This is a genomic window from Micromonospora sp. NPDC049529 (genome assembly GCF_055586685.1).
In genome coordinates, this window is record NZ_JBVJHT010000003.1 from 18,423 (window position 1) to 35,385 (window position 16,963).

General features: G+C 70.9%; 18 protein-coding genes and 2 tRNA genes. 10 read left to right on the top strand and 10 right to left on the bottom strand.

The genetic code is table 11. The features are described from left to right. Positions 1–8 precede the first annotated feature (8 nt). The 4 genes from ACZ6QQ_RS05265 to ACZ6QQ_RS05280 form a co-directional block, all read right to left on the bottom strand. Positions 9–389, bottom strand: a complete 381-nt coding sequence (locus ACZ6QQ_RS05265) for a VOC family protein (protein WP_465874584.1) — start codon at positions 387–389, stop codon at positions 9–11. A gap of 371 nt (positions 390–760) precedes the next feature. Next, positions 761–946, bottom strand: coding sequence for a hypothetical protein (locus ACZ6QQ_RS05270; RefSeq protein ID WP_465874585.1), 186 nt, complete (start codon positions 944–946; stop codon positions 761–763). A 29-nt stretch (positions 947–975) separates the two neighbouring features. Continuing rightward, complete coding sequence (locus ACZ6QQ_RS05275) at positions 976–1,242, bottom strand: flavin reductase (protein WP_465874587.1); 267 nt, start codon at positions 1,240–1,242, stop codon at positions 976–978. Beyond that, entirely contained in the window at positions 1,239–1,460 is a 222-nt protein-coding gene (locus tag ACZ6QQ_RS05280; RefSeq protein WP_465874589.1) for a hypothetical protein, read from the bottom strand. The genes ACZ6QQ_RS05275 and ACZ6QQ_RS05280 overlap by 4 nt, the downstream gene beginning before the upstream one ends. Positions 1,461–1,702: 242 nt before the next feature. Between ACZ6QQ_RS05280 and ACZ6QQ_RS05285 the strand changes: the two genes are divergently transcribed. The 3 genes from ACZ6QQ_RS05285 (at position 1,703) to ACZ6QQ_RS05295 (ending at position 3,064) form a co-directional block, all read left to right on the top strand. Further along, a complete protein-coding gene (locus tag ACZ6QQ_RS05285; RefSeq protein ID WP_465874590.1) occupies positions 1,703–2,491 on the top strand; it encodes a helix-turn-helix domain-containing protein in 789 nt (262 codons plus the stop codon). Continuing rightward, positions 2,482–2,676: a DUF397 domain-containing protein gene (locus tag ACZ6QQ_RS05290; RefSeq protein ID WP_465874591.1), complete on the top strand. Its 195-nt coding sequence runs from the start codon at positions 2,482–2,484 to the stop codon at positions 2,674–2,676. Before ACZ6QQ_RS05285 ends, ACZ6QQ_RS05290 begins: the two co-directional genes overlap by 10 nt. 193 nt (positions 2,677–2,869) lie before the next feature. Next, positions 2,870–3,064 carry a DUF397 domain-containing protein gene (locus tag ACZ6QQ_RS05295; protein ID WP_465874593.1) on the top strand — a complete coding sequence of 65 codons (195 nt, stop codon included), beginning with the start codon at positions 2,870–2,872 and terminating at the stop codon, positions 3,062–3,064. A 144-nt stretch (positions 3,065–3,208) separates the two neighbouring features. Here the strand turns inward: ACZ6QQ_RS05295 and ACZ6QQ_RS05300 are convergent, their stop codons facing one another. The 5 genes from ACZ6QQ_RS05300 to ACZ6QQ_RS05320 all read right to left on the bottom strand — a co-directional run bounded on the left by ACZ6QQ_RS05300 (position 3,209) and on the right by ACZ6QQ_RS05320 (position 9,529). Continuing rightward, entirely contained in the window at positions 3,209–4,624 is a 1,416-nt protein-coding gene (locus ACZ6QQ_RS05300) for an outer membrane protein assembly factor BamB family protein (RefSeq protein WP_465874595.1), read from the bottom strand. A 20-nt stretch (positions 4,625–4,644) separates the two neighbouring features. Continuing rightward, positions 4,645–6,132, bottom strand: coding sequence for an outer membrane protein assembly factor BamB family protein (locus tag ACZ6QQ_RS05305; RefSeq protein WP_465874597.1), 1,488 nt, complete (start codon positions 6,130–6,132; stop codon positions 4,645–4,647). 55 nt (positions 6,133–6,187) lie between these two features. Next, on the bottom strand, positions 6,188–7,051 hold the full coding sequence (locus ACZ6QQ_RS05310) for a 3-methyladenine DNA glycosylase (RefSeq protein ID WP_465874598.1): 864 nt from the start codon (positions 7,049–7,051) through the stop codon (positions 6,188–6,190). Positions 7,052–7,134: 83 nt separating this feature from the next. After that, complete coding sequence (locus ACZ6QQ_RS05315; RefSeq protein WP_465874600.1) at positions 7,135–7,569, bottom strand: protein-tyrosine phosphatase family protein; 435 nt, start codon at positions 7,567–7,569, stop codon at positions 7,135–7,137. A 142-nt stretch (positions 7,570–7,711) separates the two neighbouring features. Further along, positions 7,712–9,529 carry a hypothetical protein gene (locus tag ACZ6QQ_RS05320; protein WP_465874602.1) on the bottom strand — a complete coding sequence of 606 codons (1,818 nt, stop codon included), beginning with the start codon at positions 9,527–9,529 and terminating at the stop codon, positions 7,712–7,714. 165 nt (positions 9,530–9,694) lie between these two features. On the opposite strand from ACZ6QQ_RS05320, the gene ACZ6QQ_RS05325 reads away from it, so the two are divergent. From ACZ6QQ_RS05325 to ACZ6QQ_RS05335, 3 genes are all read left to right on the top strand, one after another. Then, positions 9,695–10,498 carry a fumarylacetoacetate hydrolase family protein gene (locus ACZ6QQ_RS05325; protein ID WP_465874604.1) on the top strand — a complete coding sequence of 268 codons (804 nt, stop codon included), beginning with the start codon at positions 9,695–9,697 and terminating at the stop codon, positions 10,496–10,498. A gap of 134 nt (positions 10,499–10,632) precedes the next feature. Further along, positions 10,633–10,704: transfer RNA gene (locus ACZ6QQ_RS05330), tRNA-Gln, on the top strand. Positions 10,705–10,800: 96 nt separating this feature from the next. After that, positions 10,801–10,873: transfer RNA gene (locus tag ACZ6QQ_RS05335), tRNA-Glu, on the top strand. Positions 10,874–11,177: 304 nt separating this feature from the next. Here the strand turns inward: ACZ6QQ_RS05335 and ACZ6QQ_RS05340 are convergent. Then, on the bottom strand, positions 11,178–11,864 hold the full coding sequence (locus ACZ6QQ_RS05340; RefSeq protein WP_465874606.1) for an IclR family transcriptional regulator: 687 nt from the start codon (positions 11,862–11,864) through the stop codon (positions 11,178–11,180). A gap of 49 nt (positions 11,865–11,913) precedes the next feature. Between ACZ6QQ_RS05340 and leuC the strand changes: the two genes are divergently transcribed. From leuC to ACZ6QQ_RS05360, 4 genes are all read left to right on the top strand, one after another. Further along, positions 11,914–13,368: a 3-isopropylmalate dehydratase large subunit gene (gene leuC / locus ACZ6QQ_RS05345; RefSeq protein WP_465874608.1), complete on the top strand. Its 1,455-nt coding sequence runs from the start codon at positions 11,914–11,916 to the stop codon at positions 13,366–13,368. A gap of 14 nt (positions 13,369–13,382) precedes the next feature. Then, on the top strand, positions 13,383–13,970 hold the full coding sequence (gene leuD, locus ACZ6QQ_RS05350) for a 3-isopropylmalate dehydratase small subunit (protein WP_465874610.1): 588 nt from the start codon (positions 13,383–13,385) through the stop codon (positions 13,968–13,970). A gap of 218 nt (positions 13,971–14,188) precedes the next feature. Beyond that, positions 14,189–14,773, top strand: a complete 585-nt coding sequence (locus tag ACZ6QQ_RS05355; RefSeq protein ID WP_465874612.1) for an HU family DNA-binding protein — start codon at positions 14,189–14,191, stop codon at positions 14,771–14,773. Positions 14,774–14,925: 152 nt separating this feature from the next. Then, positions 14,926–16,914, top strand: coding sequence for an endonuclease/exonuclease/phosphatase family protein (locus ACZ6QQ_RS05360; RefSeq protein WP_465874613.1), 1,989 nt, complete (start codon positions 14,926–14,928; stop codon positions 16,912–16,914). The last annotated feature ends 49 nt before the right edge of the window (positions 16,915–16,963 follow it).

The window sequence follows — 16,963 nt, forward strand, 5'->3', positions numbered from 1 at the left end:
GGCGGGAGTCAGCCGGGCAGGAACAGGCAGAACGGGTGACCGGCCGGGTCGAGGTAGACCCGTACGTCGTCCTGGGGTTGGAAGTCCGCGAGGGTGGCACCGGCCGCGACCGCGTGTTCCCCGGCGACCTCCAGGTCGTCCACCTCGATGTCCAGGTGCATCATCATCTGCTGGTCGTCCGGGCCGGCGGGCCAGGTCGGCCGTACGTACTCCGACTCGGTCTGGAACGACAGCCCGGCACCGCCCACCGGTGCGCCGAGTTTCACCCAGTCGGGCTCGTCCTGCACCACGTTCCAGCCGAGCAACCGCCGGTAGAAGCCCGCAAGCTCCTGGGCGTCGGGCGAGTCGAGCACGATGCCGGAGACGATCATGCGGGGTGGTCGAGCCATGTTTCCTCCCGGACCAGTGGGCGTGTCAGATTCATTCTTGCCCATCCGGTGCCGATCCGAAGCCCACTGATCCCGTCAGATCGAGCGAAGCCGGCGGCGCGGCGGCGGGTCCGATATCCAACCGAGGAATCGGGCTTCGACCTGTGCCGGGGTCAGGTCGGGCAGATCCGCCGCCGCCCGCTCCCGGAAATGGTGCATGAACGTCGCCAGCCTTTCCGGTTCGCCACGATAGAGCGACCGGAGGCGACCCCGGAAAGTCGGGCACGGCCACTGCTGGTCACAGTCGCCGCACTGCCACCCGACGCCGGGACGGTGCGGGGCGAGAAAATCGTCGTTGTCCACGCTGGCCGCACTCCTTCTCCGGGAGTTTGTCAGATGAGGTAGATCTCGCGCGGCACTCCATCCCCCTGCACAATCGTGAAATGGCCCTCGGGTGCCAGTTCCCGTACCAGCGCGGCGATTCTCACCGCGCGGTTGAGCGCGTCGGTGCGATTGCCGTCGAGCGACGCGAGCCGGGTCAGTGCCGCGTCGGTCGACGGGGTGAGGTTGAAGGTCACCTTCACCAGTCGGGGACGCGTCGGTCCGGTCATCGGTGGTGCTCCGAAGGCCAGGCGACGAATCGCTGATAAAGATCATTGCGGGGCGCGTTCGGGGCGTACTCGGCCAGGTCTTTCAGGGCGTGCACGTACTGGGCGGAGAGGTAGAGGCAGCAGGCGATCCGGTTTCGGCGATACTCCGCCAGCAGCGCCAGCCGGGCCGGGCCGCACGGCCATTCGGCCGCGCAGACCCGACACCGCCAGGTGGGCCGCATCGGCAGGTGCGGCCTTTTCCGGGTACGCGTACGAGCGGTCACGCCGATCGGTGCGTGTTCTGCCGTACGCGACCGGAGGAGACACCGGACGCGAACAGTTCGAGTGGGGCGATCGGCGGGGCGTCGTACCCCGGTCCCCGGTTTGTCGAACGCCTTCTCGGCGCGCGGGCCGGCGGCAGATCCGGCGTCATCTCGCGCGGTGCAACTTCCATTGTGGATCTTTCATGCTGCTCGTTCGCTTCGTCGTTGTCGATGAACACGATTCGTCTCCGTTCTCGTCGTGGAAGGGGCCGCTCCGAGAAGGTCGGGTGGGGAGATCGGAGCGGCCCCGCAGTCCCGCCCATCCGGTCCACTTGCCGATGGGTCCGAGCGGTTCCGCTAGTGACACTCTGCTGTAGACCTCACTACGGTGGGGAGATTCAATAGCTCTACCGGTAACGGGTAACAGGTCATGATCCATTGGTAGCAAACTTGTCCGGGGTTGTCCGTGCAGAGATCACCAATGCTCGACCACTTCGGCGAGGAGTTGCGGGTAGCCCGCATCGCCGCTGAGATGTCCCAGCAGGAACTTGCCGAAGCCATCAACTATTCGACGGCGTTGGTCGGCAAGATCGAAAACGGGGACCGTCGCCCCAGCGCCGACTTTGCCCGCCGATGCGACTCGGCGTTCGGCACCAACGGCCTGTTCGTCCGCATCCAACGCCTCATCAGCCGGGACGGCATGGTCGCCTGGTTCCGCGAGTGGGCGGGCATCGAGGAGGAGGCAACCGCCCTGCGGAGTTTCGAGCCACTGTTCGTGCCTGGATTGCTTCAGACCGAGGCGTATGCACGCGCGCTGCTTGCTGCCTCGGCTCTGCTGGCGCCGGAGGAGATCGAGCAACAGGTGGTCGCACGGCTGGAGCGGCAAGAGATCCTCACTCGGGACAACCCGCCCCTGTTTACCGTCGTCATCGACGAGTTCGTGCTACGTCGGCCCGTTGGTGATCCCACCGTGATGCGGGAGCAGCTCCAGCACCTGGTGAAGGTCGGGACGTCGATGCCCCGGGTGCGAATCCATGTCGTGCCCCTGTCTGTCGGCGCGTACGCTGGGCTTAACGGCCCGTTCGTGATCGCCACCCCGCCCGTGGGCGAGGACATTGTCTATATTGAAGGTCAGCTGCACGGTCAGACCTTCGACCGCCCTGAGGACATGAAGCACGCGGTCCAGGTGTGGGAGTCCATCCGGGGCGAGGCGCTACCCCACCAGCAGTCCCTCAAGTTGATATCGGAAGTGGCAGAGACATGGATTTGACTGGCGCCCGGTGGCGTAAGAGCAGCCGCAGCAACACCAATGGCGGCAACTGTGTCGAGGTGGCGGACAACCTGCCGGGGCGGGTGTTTGTGCGGGACACGAAGGATCGCGACGGTGGCACGTTGGCGTTCGGGGCGGACGCTTGGCGGGCCTTCGTCGCTGATGTGGCTACCGGTCAGCGGTAGTTCTCACTCGACGGCATCACGGACGCCCGCTCCCTACCAGGGGCGGGCGCCGCTGTTCGGTGGGTGGCTCGGCTGGGTGGGTGTCCTTGATCCACGCGCGCTCAGCTGTTCTGGTGCCCGCCCCTGGAACAGGTGAGCGCGCGTGGATCAACGGTTGGCAGACCCTTGAGTTGATGTCGGGAGAGGCGGAGAGATGGATCTGATCGGCGCCCGGTGGCGTAAGAGCAGCCGCAGCAACAGCCAGGGCGGTGCCTGCGTCGAGGTGGCGGACAACCTGCCGGGGCGGGTGTTTGTGCGGGACACGAAGGATCGTGACGGTGGCACCCTGGCGTTCGGGCCCGCCGCGTGGCAGGCGTTCGTCGCCGGTGTGCCGTCCCGTCGGCCGTAGCTGACGCTCACCACAGTCGTTCGGTGCCCGCTCCCGTCCCCTGGGGGCGGGCACTCGGCGTACGGACGGTTCGCCGGCTGCGGCCCACTTTCCGTCGCGGACGTACAACGCCTCAGGTTTCCTCAGCGGAGCGGCTGCCCGCGCTCAGTGGCGGTACCGCCAGAGGCGTAGCACGTCCGATCGTTCCCGGCACGCGATCAGGTCTCCCGCGAGTTGGCAGTCCGTCGCCCGGTACGGCACCACCCCGAGCAGGTCGACCTCGGTCGCCCCCGGCGCCAGCAGACCGAACCAGGTCGGCCCGGCCGCGGCGACCTCGTGGGTGAGCAGTATCGGTGCGCCCGGCCGCGCCCTGCTCATCGCCTCCCAACCGGTCAGGTCGGCGAGGGTCCGCCCGGTCGGCCGGTCGACGCTACGGACCAGCTTGACCTGGTCGACCCGCACCTCCACCAGGTGATCCCCGTTGACCTCCCGGACGATGCCGGGGGCGATTCGGGGCTCGTCCGCACCGGTGACCGGGTCGAGCAGTTGCCAACCTGTTTCGTCGCCCACACAGAGCCGGTCGCCGCAGTCGCCGACCCGTACGCCCGGGCGACCCAGGTCGCGGTGCCAGCGCCGGGCGGCCGTGTCGACGTCGTACGCGGTCAGCTCGGCGGTGTCGGCGCGCTGCACCACCAGCAGGTTCCCGACGACAACCATCGCCGGTCGGTTCGGGACGACCGCCGGCACGCTCCGCCGGGTCCTGCCGGTGCGGGTGTCCCACCACTCGACCCGACCGTCCATGGTGGCGACCACCAGCGGGTCATCCCCATCGGCATCGGGGACGACCGCTGACCGGCGTACGCCCACCATGTCGGCCACCGGCACCGAGTCCCACAGCGGTCGTCCGGTGTCCAGGTCCACCGCGTGCAGCCTCATCCCGATCGGCGGCACCAACCATGACTTGCCGGAACCCAGCGAGTAGTACACCGTGCCCGTAGCAGGCTGGGAGTTGAGGTCCACCGGCCGGGCGTCGGCGGGGAAGACCTCCTCCCGGATCACTCCCGTACGGCCGTCGGACAGCGCCTCGACCGGACCGGCGACCGACCAGCGGACCGCACCGGTACGGGCGTCCACCGCCGTGGTGTACGGGACGTCGTCGCCCAGCTCCCGGACCAGCAACAGGTTGCCGACCTGCTCGCCGAGCCCGCCGACGCCGGCATCCCGGTCGTTCTCCGAGGTCCAGAGCAACCGCCCCCGGCCCGGCTCGTACGCGGAGACGAACTCGCCGGGTCGACCGGTCTCGACGAACAACCGATCGGGGGTGAGCAGGTAGCCCCGGTCCGGCGCCACGGTCAGGGCGGTCAGCTCGGTCAGCGGCGGCGGTCCCGGCGCGGCGGAACCACCGGCCGTCAGCAGCAGCGCCACGCCGAGCACCAGCGCACCCAGCCGCAGCCGGCTCCACCTGACCAACCGATCGGGTACTGCATCCGCACCGGTGTGCGTGTCGTCGCGCAACAGGTCGAGATCGATCAGCACCGGGGCACCCGTCCCGGTAGTCGCGCCTCGGCTGTCGTCGTCCATCCGTCCTCCGTCGCCCGCACTCATACGTCACCCGCCTGGACCGGGGCACGGTAGCGCCACATCCGCAGGTTGTCGTCAGGGGTCATGCAGACGATCACGTACGAGGTGAGCTGGCAGTGGGAAACCCCGGCCGGCACCTTCCCGAGGCTGACCGGCTCGACCGTTCCCGATATGAGCACACCCAGCCAGGTCGGCCCGAGATAGGTCTCCGGGGCGACGAAGAGGACCCGCCCGCTCGGCATGATGTTGGCGCGTTGCCAGTCCATCAGATGCTGCCGGGGCTCGCCGGTCCGGGGATCGACGGTCCGCAGCGGCCGCCGCGAGCCCCCGTCCACCAGTTCGATCAGGTGCTCACCCGCCTCCGTGATGACGTGCTCGCGCGGGATCGGCCAGCTCCGCCTGCCGGTGGCCGGGTCGAGCATCCACGAGCCCGGTCCGTTGGTGTCGCAGACCAGCGTGCCGATGCCGCAGAAGCCGACGAAGCCGTCCTCGCGCATCGACCGGCTCCACCGGTGCTGGTAGGTCTCGGTGGAGTACGCCGTGACCTCCGTGGCGCTGTGCTGGATCAGCAGCAGGTCCTCACCGAGCTGCACCTGGGAGTCGGGGTGGGCGGCCGGGAAGCGGTGCCGGACCGCCGCCGTACGGGCGTCCCGCAGCTCGACCACACCGTCGGCGGTCACCACCGCCAGGCCGTAGTCCCGGTTCGGAGCCCTGCCCGTCTCGTCGTCGTTGAACCGGGCGGCGCCCTCGATCTCCACCTTGCTCAGCAGTTCGGAACGCCACCGCACCTCACCGGTGCTCAGGTTGACACCGGTGACGACCCGCCCGGCCGGTGGCTGACTGTAGGCCCGCCCCCACGGCGACCCGTACGACGTCCCCTCCCGGTACGACCCGTCGGCGAGCGTCGAGTTGTCGGCGAACACGATGTCGACGGCGAGCGCGTGATCGGCGCCGTGGAACGTCTGCACCTCGTGCGGCAACGACCAGCGTTGCCGTCCGGAGCCCGCGTCCAGCGCCACCGTACGCATCCCGGTCCGGTCGTTGCGGGGCCCGGTGAGCAGCAGCAGACCGGCCCGGTACGCGAGTTTCACCTGTGTGTCCGGCGGCACCGGGAGCTCGTACGTCCACACCCGACGACCCCGGTCCACCTCGTACGCCGAAACGAGCCAGATCAGGCCGCCCTGCTCCGGTGTGGTGGTGAAGAGCAGCCGGTCGGTGAGCAGCACACCCCGGCCCGGGTAGGCGTTCAGTTGGGCGGCCGACGTGTACGGCACGGTGGCGATCTCGCTGATGATCGGTGGCGGTGGCAGACCCGACCCGCCCGCCGTGAGCAGCAGCCCCACCACCAGGGCGAGCGCCGTCGGTCGCAGCCGGCGCCAGGTGAACGGCCGGCGGGGCTCCACCTCGACCGGATCGGCGCGGATGGTACCGAGGTCGATCACCACGACCGGTGGTTCTCCGGTGCGTTCCGTACCGACCATCGCCGTTCCCCGTTCCGCCGGTGTCACCCGAAATGGTAGGTGGCCTCACCGGTCGAGCGGGAACCCTGCGGATCGACGATGGTCAGAGGGCGGCGAGCAGGCGGGCGCGCAGCGGCGCGGCGCGTTCGGCGAAACCACGCTGGGCGGCGGCGTACTCGGCCCGTCCCTCGGCGGTCTCCACCCGCACGGGCGGGTAGCCGAGAGCGGCAAGGTCGTACGGACTGGCCCGCATGTCCAGCGTCCGGATCTCCCGGGCCAGCGCGAACGCGTCGGCCACCAACTCGCTCGGCACCAGCGGAGACAGCTTGTACGCCCACTTGTACAGATCCATGTTGCCGTGCAGACAACCGGGCTGTTCGAGGTCGTGCTGGGTCTCCCGGGTCGGGCTGAGCAGGTTCAACGGCCGGGCCGGGGCGGTGAAGAACCGGTACGCGTCGAAGTGGCTGCACCGTACGCCGGTCCGCTCCACCGTCTGCGCGGTCTGCTCCGGGGACAGCCGCAACGGCCAGGAGTTGTGCCGTACCTCCTGCTGGGTCTGCCGGTAGACCATCGCCCACTCGTGCATCCCGAAGCAGCCGAACTGGGCCGGACGGTCGGCGGTGCGGCTCAGCAGCGTACGGATCCAGTCGACGGAGTCGCCGCGCCGCGCGCGTACCGCCTCGGTGTCGAGGGTGAGTCCGGCGGACGCCGAGCGGTAGTCGCGGCCGAAGTCGTCCGGCTCCGCGCCCGCCAGCACCACCCCGGCGCCGGGGTGCCAGCGCCGCAGTTGCGCCGGCCGGTGCGAGTAGTAGGTGAACAGGAAGTCCTCGACCGGGTGCCGCTCGCCGGCCTGCCGCCGCCGCAGGTGCGGCGCCAGCCAGTCGTCCACCCGACGCTCGTGGGCCGCCCGCCGGGCCTGCCAGGTCGCCGCGTCGAGCACGACGGTACGGGCGGCGGCAACGGTCACCGGCCCAGCGTACGCAGCCCCCGGCCACCCGCTCCCGTCAGTTGCCCGCTCCGGTCAGTTGCCCGCTCCGGTCGGTTGCCGCGCTACCCGGCGGTGAAGCGCTCGACGTACCGTCGCTGCCAGGGCGTCTCGACGGCGTGCCGGTCGTAGTGCTCCCGGACGAAGGCCACCGCCTCACCGGCCGGGATGCCGGCGATCACCGCCACACAGGCGAGCGCCGTGCCGGTACGCCCCCGACCGCCGCCGCAGGCAACCTCGACCCGCTCGCTGCCGGCCCGCTCCCAGATCTCCGCGAACACCCGTGCGGCCTGCTCGCGGTCGGCGGGCAGCCGGAAGTCCGGCCAGCGCAGCCAGGTGGCCGGCCACGGCGTCGGCGGTGGCGGGCGACCGAGCAGGTAGACACCGAACGTCGGCTCCGGTCCGGGCGGCAGCGGCCGCCGCAGGCCGCGTCCCCGGACCAGACGCCCCGACGGCAGGCGCAGGACACCGCTGTCCGTCGCTTCCCAGAGCCGCGTCACCCGGCCAGCCTAGGCGGGGACGGTTCCGCACGGGGACCCCGCACATGATCGACGCGCGCTCACCTGTCGCAGCAGCCACCCGCAGAACAGCTCAGCGCGCGTAGATCATGATTGCCCCGCCCCTGGCGTCGGGGCGGGCGGTTCAGGTCACCGCGATGCTCACGCCGGCCGAGAAGACCGCGCCGCGTAGCTCGATCCGGGCTGGCGGGTTCGGCCCGTTCATCGTGAACACGATCGGGAAGAGCATCCGTTCGCTCGGCGGCACCGGCTCGGCGAAGATGTCCCGGCCGCCGTTGAGCGCCCTGGTCGCGCCCATGTCGGTGGTCACCCAGTTACCCGTCCGCGCGTACGCCCGCTGCGACTCGCCGTACCAGAGCTGGTTCTCCTTGCTGACGTTACGGGCGCTGATGGTGGCCAGGCAGCGGTGCCCGGACGGCCGGGGTCCGGCCGGCAGCTGCACCGCGTCCCCGCAGTTCACCCGGTAGACGGTGAACTCGAAGGTGGCGTCCCGCATGGTCGCGCCGATCGCCCCGGTGCTGGTCCGCCCCACCCAGGCGCCGCTGGTCGGCTGCTTGCCGGTGTCGATCGCGCTGACCTTGGCGGTGGCGGTCCACGCCGCAGCCGCCGCCACCAGCCCGACGATCACCACGGCGAGTCCGACCACCACCCAGATCGGCGGCCCCGTACGTCGCCCGCGCCGCGCCGGTACGGCCGGCCGGGGCGGAGCCGTCGACGAACCGCCGGAGAGGAACGTGTTCGGAACGCCGTCCGGCATGCTCGGAATGGTCGCCGACAACGTCCGCCCCCGCTCCGGCTGTCCCCGGTCCTGCCGCTCTGCGGGCGGTTGCCGGTCGGAGGAGGGTGCGCCGGCCGTCGTCGGGGTACGCTCGACCGAAGCCCAGCCGGTGGCCGGTCGTTCCTCGGGCGGGATGGACGCGCCCCACGACGGGGCCGGCGACGGCCACGATTCGGCGCCGTCACCCGGACGAATCCGGGCCACGCCACGGGCCAGCCCTCGGGCGAGTCCGGGCGGCGGGCGGTCCAGTGCCGCCGGCCGGTCGAGGTAAGGCGGCTCCCCGACACCTCGCGGTGCCCCACCCCCGCCCGACGGCGAACCGACCCCCGCCAGATCCCCGCCTCCGGGTGCCCCGCCTCCCGCTGTCCCGCCGCCTCCTGGCGTCCCGCCGCGTCCCGCTGTCCCACCGGCTCCCGTTGATCCGACGCCAGCCGGTCGCGAGCCACCGCCCTGGGGTGCTCCACCGCCCTGGGCTGCTCCAGCGCCCTGGGCTGCTCCACCGCCCTGGGGTGCTTCACCACCCTGGGCTGCTCCACCACCCTGGGCTGCTCCACCGCCCGCTCCGCCGTCGCGGTCGCGGTCGATCCGTCGGCGCACCCGGCGGCGCCACCACCAGAGTCCCGCGCCCAACAGCAGCAGGAGCACGGCCAGCCCACCGGCCAGGTACGCCGGCCGTTGCCAGATCGCCGGGTCGGCATCCTCCACCTTCGGTGCGGCGGCGCCCTGCCAGGTCGCGCTCGCGCAGTCGAACGGGATGTCCCCGGTGCCGGCGAAGGCACAGGCCGGTGCGCTCACCGGGACCCCGGTCGGGGCCGGGGGCAGTGTGGTGTTGAGCGTCTCCATGCCGCCGGGCGGGAGCTGGAGCCGCCAGGAGATTTCCGTCCCACCGGTCTGCCCGGTGGGCAGGCTGGTCTGCCCGCCGTTGCTGACCGAGGTCGGCGAGGTGCCGCGGGGCAGTTCCTGCCGCACGGTGGTGTCGATGGTGCTGGTGGTGCCGTTGTGCACCAGGATCTGGTAGGTCGGTGCGATGGTGCCGCCGCTCGCCATCACGACCGTGACCGCCGAGGGCGCCGCCCGTGCGACTCCGCCGGGCAGGATGGGGGAGAGCAGGCAGCTCGCGATGGCCGTACTGGCCAGACGCCGTCGGGTCGGTGCAGAAATCACAACGAGACCTCCTTTTCTGACGCTAAGCCGCCTCTCGGTCAATGGTGTTTGGAAGGGGCGAATCGCGCCGGCAGAAGGAGCGGCTGGAGTAGGGTGCCGCGTCGCCGTACCGGCACCGTCGGTGGTCGCCGGCCGGATTCACGCTGGTACGGCTAGATTGGCGTGGTGCGTATCGTTCGTTTTGCTCATGCCAAGGGAATGTCGTTCGGCGTCGTGGAGGGTGAACCGGGCGCCGGTCCCGGCGCCCTGACGGTTGCCGAGATCGAGGGCCACCCGTTCGGTGAGATCCGGTTCACCAACGCCCGGTGGGCGCTGGCCGACGTACGGCTCGTCTCGCCGATCCTGCCCAGCAAGGTGGTCGCCGTCGGGCGTAACTACGTCGAGCACGCGGCCGAACACGGTGCGGACGTCCCCGCCGAGCCGCTGCTCTTCCTCAAGCCCTCCACGTCGGTGATCGGGCCACGGGACGCGATCCGGCTGCCGACCCAGTCCAAGCAGGTCGAACACGAGGCCGAACTGGCCGTGGTGATCGGCGTGACCGGCGCCCGCCGGGTCGACCGGGCGACGGCCGAGAAGGCGATCTTCGGCTACACCGCCGCGAACGACGTGACCGCCCGCGACCTGCAACGCGCGGACGGCCAGTGGACGCGGGCGAAGAGCTTCGACTCGTTCTGCCCGATCGGCCCGTGGATCGTCACCGACCTCGACGTCAGCGACCTGGAGGTTCGCTGCGAGGTGGGCCGCAACCCGGACCAGATGGAGGTACGCCAGCTCGGGCGGACCAAGGACATGGTCTTCGACGTACCGACCCTGGTGTCCTACATCTCACACGTGATGACGTTGCTGCCCGGCGACGTGATCCTGACCGGAACCCCGGCGGGGGTTAGCCCGCTCGTCGACGGGGATACCGTCACGGTGCGGATCGACGGGATCGGCGAGCTGTCGAACCCGGTGGTGGCGCTGGACTGAACGACCCGTCCAGTACGGCGCCGGCGGCCTGGCCAACGGCCGTTGATCCGCTGGTGGGGGCCGGATCGCATAACCCGATTTGGCCTCTCCCAGTCGGTCCGGTAAAGTCTTTTCTCGGTGCTGGAAGGCACCGATGGGGTATGGGGTAATTGGCAGCCCAACTGATTCTGGTTCAGTTAGTCTAGGTTCGAGTCCTGGTACCCCAGCTACCGACACCAGAGATGGCGCCGGTAGCTGATCTCTGATAGAGTTCAGCGGTCTTCTTCGGGGGACAAAGTAAGACAGGTAAGACAGAAAGTCCTGGCCCCGTCGTCTAGCGGCCTAGGACGCCGCCCTCTCAAGGCGGTAGCGCGGGTTCGAATCCCGTCGGGGCTACAGGTTCGGAGCCCGTGTCACCCAAGTGGCGCGGGCTATTTTTATTATGCGATAACGAGCGCAGTGCCGCCGGCACTTCGCTCGTTTTTTCGCACCCCTCCCCCCGGAACCCGCCGCACCCCCCGTACCCCCGGGGGCCAGCCCCCGCCCCGCACCCGCCACCCCGCGCGCCGCCGCTACCCCCGTCGAAGATCGCGCTGATGTAGAGAAAGAGTGGCAATCCGCGACTGGATTGCCACTCTTTCTCTACAAGAGTGCGGATCTAGGGGAGGGGGAGGGGGAGGGGGAGCAGAGGGGGCGGGGGTTAGAGGCCGCTTAGGCGTTGGCCGGCTCGGACTACGGCCATGGCGTGGCGGTCGCCGGGGCGGCGGCCGAGGCGTTCTATAGGGCCGGAGATGCTGATCGAGGCGATGACGCGGCCGGTGCGGTCGCGGATCGGGGCGGAGACGCTGGCCACACCGATCTCGCGCTCGGCGACGCTCTGCGACCAGCCTCGGCGGCGTACCTCGGCGAGGGTGCGTCCGGTGAACTTGCACCTCGGCAGCAGTGGCATGACCGCCTCCGGCGGCTCCCAGGCGAGCAGGACCTGGGCGGCCGATCCGGCGGTCATCGGCAGCACCGCCCCGATCGGTACGGTGTCGCGCAGCCCGCTGGCGCGCTCGGCGGCGGCCACGCAGATCCGTTCGTCCGCCCGGCGCAGGTAGAGCTGGGCGCTCTCCCCGGTGGCGTCGCGCAGCGCGGCGAGCAGTGGCTCGGCGGCGGTCAGTAGCACGTCGGGTGCGGCGTTGGCCAGCTCGCCCAGGCGCGGGCCCGGCCGCCACCGCCCCTGGGTGTCGCGTACCAGCATCCGATGGATCTCCAGGGCCTGTGCCAACCGGTGTGCGGTGGCTCTTGGCAGCTTGGTGCGATCAACGAGTTCGGCCAGGCTGGCGCCGTCCACGCAGGCGGCCAGGATGACCACCGCCTTGTCGAGAACGCCGACACCGCTCATACTGTGTCCCACAAGCCGAAACATACCTCCCAGAATTTAGGATGTCCAGATGGTGGGAGTCACGCCAACACCGTCCTCGCCCAGGACCCTGGCCGAGAAGGTCTGGGACACTCACGTGGTGCGATCCGCCGAGGGCGAGCCGGATCTGCTCTTCATCGACCTGCACCTGCTGCACGAGGTGACCAGCCCGCAGGCCTTCGACGGGCTGCGGATGGCCGGTCGCCGGGTCCGGCGTACCGACCTCACGCTCGCGACCGAGGACCACAACACCCCGACCGGGTACGCCGACCCGGCGTTCCGGGCCCGTCGCGGTGACCTGCTCACCATCGACGACCCGACCTCGCGTACGCAGATCGAGACGCTGCGCCGCAACTGCGCCGAGTTCGGGGTGAAGCTGCACCCGCTCGGCGACGAGAACCAGGGCATCGTGCACGTGATCGGGCCGCAGCTCGGCCTGACCCAGCCGGGCCTGACGATCGTCTGCGGTGACTCGCACACCGCCACCCACGGCGCCTTCGGCGCGCTGGCCTTCGGGATCGGCACCAGTGAGGTCGAGCACGTGCTGGCCACCCAGACGCTGCCGCAGATCCGGCCGAAGACGATGGCGGTCACCGTCACCGGCGAACTCGGCCCCGGCGTCACCGCGAAGGACCTGGTGCTGGCCCTGATCACCCAGGTCGGCACCGGCGGCGGGCGCGGCCACATCGTGGAGTACCGGGGCGAGGCGATCCGCAAGCTCTCCATGGAGGGCCGGATGACCATCGCGAACATGTCGATCGAGTGGGGCGCCAAGGCGGGCATGATCGCGCCGGACGAGACGACCTTCGCGTACCTGAAGGGCCGCCCGAACGCGCCGCAGGGCGCCGACTGGGACGCCGCCGAGGCGTACTGGCGTACGTTGCCGACCGACCCCGACGCGACGTTCGACACCGAGGTCTTCCTCGACGCGAGCCGGATCGCCCCGTTCGTCACCTGGGGCACGAACCCGGGACAGGGCGCGGCGCTGGGCGCGGTCGTGCCGGATCCGGCGGACTTCGTCACCGAGGCCGAGCAGACCGCCGCCCGCAAGGCCCTGGAGTACATGGACCTGCGCCCCGGTACGCCGTTGCGCGAGGTCCCGGTGGACGTGGTCTTCGTCGGCTCCTGCACCAACGGCCGGCTGGAGGACCTTCGGGCCGCCGCCGACGTGCTGCGCGGGCACACCGTCGCCGACGGCGTACGGATGCTGGTCGTACCCGGTTCGGCGGCCGTACGCGAGGCGGCCGAGCAGGAGGGACTGGACAAGGTCTTCATCGACGCGGGGGCCGAGTGGCGCTTCGCCGGCTGCTCCATGTGCCTGGGCATGAACCCGGACACGCTCAAGCCGGGGCAGCGTTCCGCCTCCACCTCCAACCGCAACTTCGAGGGCCGGCAGGGCCGTGGCGGGCGTACCCATCTGGTCTCGCCACCGGTCGCCGCCGCCACCGCCGTGATCGGCCGGCTGGCCGCCCCGGCCGACCTGTGAAGGGCTGATACGACATGGAGAAGTTCACCGTACACAGCGGCACCGCGGTCCCGTTGCGTCGTTCCAATGTGGATACCGATCAGATCATTCCGGCGGTGTATCTCAAGCGGGTCACCAGAACCGGCTTCGCGGACGGCCTCTTCAGTGCGTGGCGAGAAGATCCGGCATTCATCCTCAACGATTCCATCTATTCCACTGCGTCGATTCTGTTGGCCGGGCCGGAGTTCGGCACCGGGTCATCGCGCGAGCACGCCGTGTGGGCACTGCGGGACTGGGGATTCAAGGCGGTGATCTCTCCCCGCTTCGGTGACATCTTCCGTGGCAACTCGCTCAAGGAAGGGCTCTTGCCGGTCGAGCTCGAATTGAAGGCCGTCGAGGAACTGTGGGCCCTGGTCGAGTCCGACCCGACCACCCGCATCACCGTCGACCTGACCGCCCGGGAGGTCCGGGCAGGTGACGCCACCTGGTCCTTCCCCCTGGACGACTTCAGCCGCTGGCGGCTCATCGAAGGCTTGGATGACATTGGACTGACCCTCCGCCACGAGACCAACATCACCGAGTACGAGCGGCACCGGCTGCCCTTCCTGCCGGTCGTGGCATAGCCCACACCGCCCTCCCGGGAGCTGTTTTCGCCCCCGCCGGACTTACGGATTCGTTGCTGCCCTACGCCTTCCGGGCAGCTCCGAGCCGCCGGTGGGGGCGAATCCGTTGCGACACAATGGCTTTTTTCCCGCAGATGTTTGTGTCCCGGTGGCACAGGGCATACCGTGCGCGCAGAATGGCTCGCGTTGAGTCCAGTTGCACATACGGGAGGGAAGTCGTGAACAAGGCCGAGCTCATCGAGGCGCTCGCCGCTCGCCTGGGGGACCGGAAGACGGCGACGGCGGCGCTCGACGCGGTCCTCGCCGAGGTTCAGGGGGCGGTCGCCAAGGGGGAAAAGGTGGCGATCACCGGTTTCGGAGTCTTCGAAAAGCGTGTCCGGGGGGCGCGAACAGCGCGGAACCCTCGAACAGGCGAGTCGGTGAAGGTGAAGAAGACATCGGTCCCGGCCTTCCGGCCGGGCGCCGGGTTCAAGGACATGGTGTCCAGCGGCAAGGTGCCGAAGACCACCGCCGCGGCGAAGAAGACCACGGCGACGGCGGCGGCGAAGGCCACCGGCACCACGGCCACGAAGGCGGCGGCGACGAAGAAGGCGACCGCCACCAAGAAGGCCGCCCCCGCCAAGGCCACCGCCACCAAGGCGGCGGCGAAGAAGACCGCACCGGCGACGAAGGCCGCCGGAGCCAAGAAGACCGCCGCGGCCAAGAAGACCACGGCGGCGAAGAGCACTTCCACCCGCGCCACAGCGGCGAAGAAGGCTCCGGCGAAGAAGGCCCCGGCCAAGAAGGCCGCCGCCCGACGCTGAAACAGCGAGGTACGTGGGGCGCCCACCGGTTCGCCGGTGGGCGCCTCTTTGCGGTCACCGGGTGCCACTACTGGTCGACCGGGCGTTGACCCGTCGATGCGTTGGCCGGAGAATGGCCCGACCCCGTCCGCCCCGCCCCCACGGGAGTACCGGTGCGTCGTTCGGCTCCAGCGCTCACCGCCGCCGCACTCGGCGTGCTGCTCCTCGTCGACATCCTCCGGGTCTGGCTGCCCTCGATCATCACCATCTTCGGACAGGCCGCGTCCACCCCGGCCGAGCTGATGGGTGCCTTCGCCCTGCTCTGGTTCGTCCTCCCGCTCGGTGCGCCGCCGCTGTTGCGGCTGCTCGGCGCCGGCCGGGTCACCCTGGTCGCGGCGGTCACCCTGGTCGGCTGCCGGCTCGTACTGCCGGCCACCTCGGGCGGGTCGGCCCAGCTCTACCTCGCCAGCGCCGGCCTGCTCGCCGGGCTGGTCTGGCTGGCCGGACTGGCCGCCACCGCACCGGTCGCCGTACCGGGGGTGGTGGTGGGGCTGACGGCGACGACCGTACTGCACACCGCGCTCGGCACGCACGACCTGGTCTGGCGCGGGGGAGTGGACCTGCTGGTGGTCGTACCGGTGGCGGCCGCCTTCCTGGTCGCGCAGGTCCGGGCGGCGGGTCCGTACCCGGTCGGGCCGGCGCGGCCGTGGCTGCTCGCCGGCCCGGCGTTGCTGCTCTGGGGCATGCTCGCCGGTTCGCCCGCGCTCGCCGCGACCGGCACGTCCTACCTGGCCGGTGCCGCCGCCGGATTCGACCGGGTGGCGGTCCCACCACCGGCCGGGCCGCTGTCGACGACGGTCCTGGTCGCCGCCGCGGTCGGGCTGTTCCTGGCCACCGGGCTCGGGCCGGTACGCCAACCCGTGCTGCGCTGGCTGTACCCGGTCGCGCTGCTGGCCGGCACCGGCCTGTTCGCGCTCCACCAACCGCTGGCGTTGGTGGCCGCGATCCCGCTCGCCGCCGCCGGACTCGGCGGCTGCCTGGCCCTGGCCGACGCCGGGGGAAGGTCGACGCCGGCCGGCGGGACCGGTGGGACCGGCGGGGCGGGTGGGCCGTCCGTCCGGCGGGGCTGGGCCGCACTGGGCGGCACCGTCGTCTTCGTGGTCGGCGCGATCGGCTACTACGCCGCCTACGACATCGGTTACCCGAACGCGGCGATACCGCTGCTGGTGGCGCTGTTCGTGGCAGTGGTGGCGATCCGGGCGCCGGCCGGGGCGGGGACGGCGGTCCGGGGACCCGTCCCGGCCGAGCCGGCGACGGGCGTACCGGAAGCGGGCGGTGACGGGGTGCGGACGCCGCTGCGGTCCTGGCGGCGCACGGCGGTGATCTCGGGAACCGCGCTCGCGGTGGTCGCCGGCCTGCTGACACCGCCGGCCGCGGACGCCGCCGGGGAGACGAACGGCAACCGGGTACGGCTGGTCGCCTACAACATCCGGATGGGTTTCGGGCTCGACGGGCGGTTCGACCTCGACGGGCTGACCGATGCCATCGCCGGCCAGCGGCCCGACGTGGTGGTGTTGAGCGAGGTCGACCGGGCCTGGCTGCTCAACGGCGGCCACGACAGCCTCGCCCTGCTCGCCGGCCGCCTCGGCATGCGGTACGCCTTCGCCCCGGCCGCCGACCCGGTCTGGGGTGACGCCGTGCTGACCTCGCTGCCGGTCGAGTCGGCCGGCACGGTGGTGCTGCCGCGCCTCGGTGCCCCGACCGGCGCCCAGGCGCTCGGGGTGGTGCTCCGGGCCGGCGGCGGTGAGCTGGTGGTCGTCTCCACCCACTTCCAGCCGCCACCCGACGACGGACCGGTCGAACAGGCCCGTACGGCCGCCCGTTACGCCGTCGAGCTGGCCACTGGGCGGCCGTTGGTGCTGGCCGGGGACCTGAACACCCAACCGGGGGAGCCGGCGTTCCAGGCCCTGCTGGACGCCGGTCTGGTCGACGCGTTCGCCGCCGACCGGCCGCTGATGACCAGCCCGGCCGACAACCCGGTGGAACAGATCGACCACGTGCTCGTCGCCGGTGGCGTCGGTGCGAGCGAGGTGGCCGCCGTACCGGGTGTGGCCTCCGACCACCTCGCCGTGGCGGTCACCCTCACCCTGCCCGGCGACTGACCCCCCGCCGGGTGGTCGGCACTCGGAGCCGGGTCGGCACCCGCAGCCG

What these genes read in the sequence shown, in the direction of transcription:
- ACZ6QQ_RS05295 (WP_465874593.1), top strand. Translation starts at nt 2,870, where the DNA reads ATGGATCTGATCGGCGCCCGGTGGCGTAAGAGCAGCCGCAGCAACAGC.
- leuD (WP_465874610.1), top strand. Translation starts at nt 13,383, where the DNA reads ATGGAGAAGTTCACCGTACACAGCGGCACCGCGGTCCCGTTGCGTCGT.
- ACZ6QQ_RS05285 (WP_465874590.1), top strand. Translation starts at nt 1,703, where the DNA reads ATGCTCGACCACTTCGGCGAGGAGTTGCGGGTAGCCCGCATCGCCGCT.
- ACZ6QQ_RS05290 (WP_465874591.1), top strand. Translation starts at nt 2,482, where the DNA reads ATGGATTTGACTGGCGCCCGGTGGCGTAAGAGCAGCCGCAGCAACACC.
- ACZ6QQ_RS05300 (WP_465874595.1), bottom strand. Translation starts at nt 4,624, where the DNA reads ATGGACGACGACAGCCGAGGCGCGACTACCGGGACGGGTGCCCCGGTG.
- ACZ6QQ_RS05340 (WP_465874606.1), bottom strand. Translation starts at nt 11,864, where the DNA reads ATGAGCGGTGTCGGCGTTCTCGACAAGGCGGTGGTCATCCTGGCCGCC.
- leuC (WP_465874608.1), top strand. Translation starts at nt 11,914, where the DNA reads ATGGTGGGAGTCACGCCAACACCGTCCTCGCCCAGGACCCTGGCCGAG.
- ACZ6QQ_RS05265 (WP_465874584.1), bottom strand. Translation starts at nt 389, where the DNA reads ATGGCTCGACCACCCCGCATGATCGTCTCCGGCATCGTGCTCGACTCG.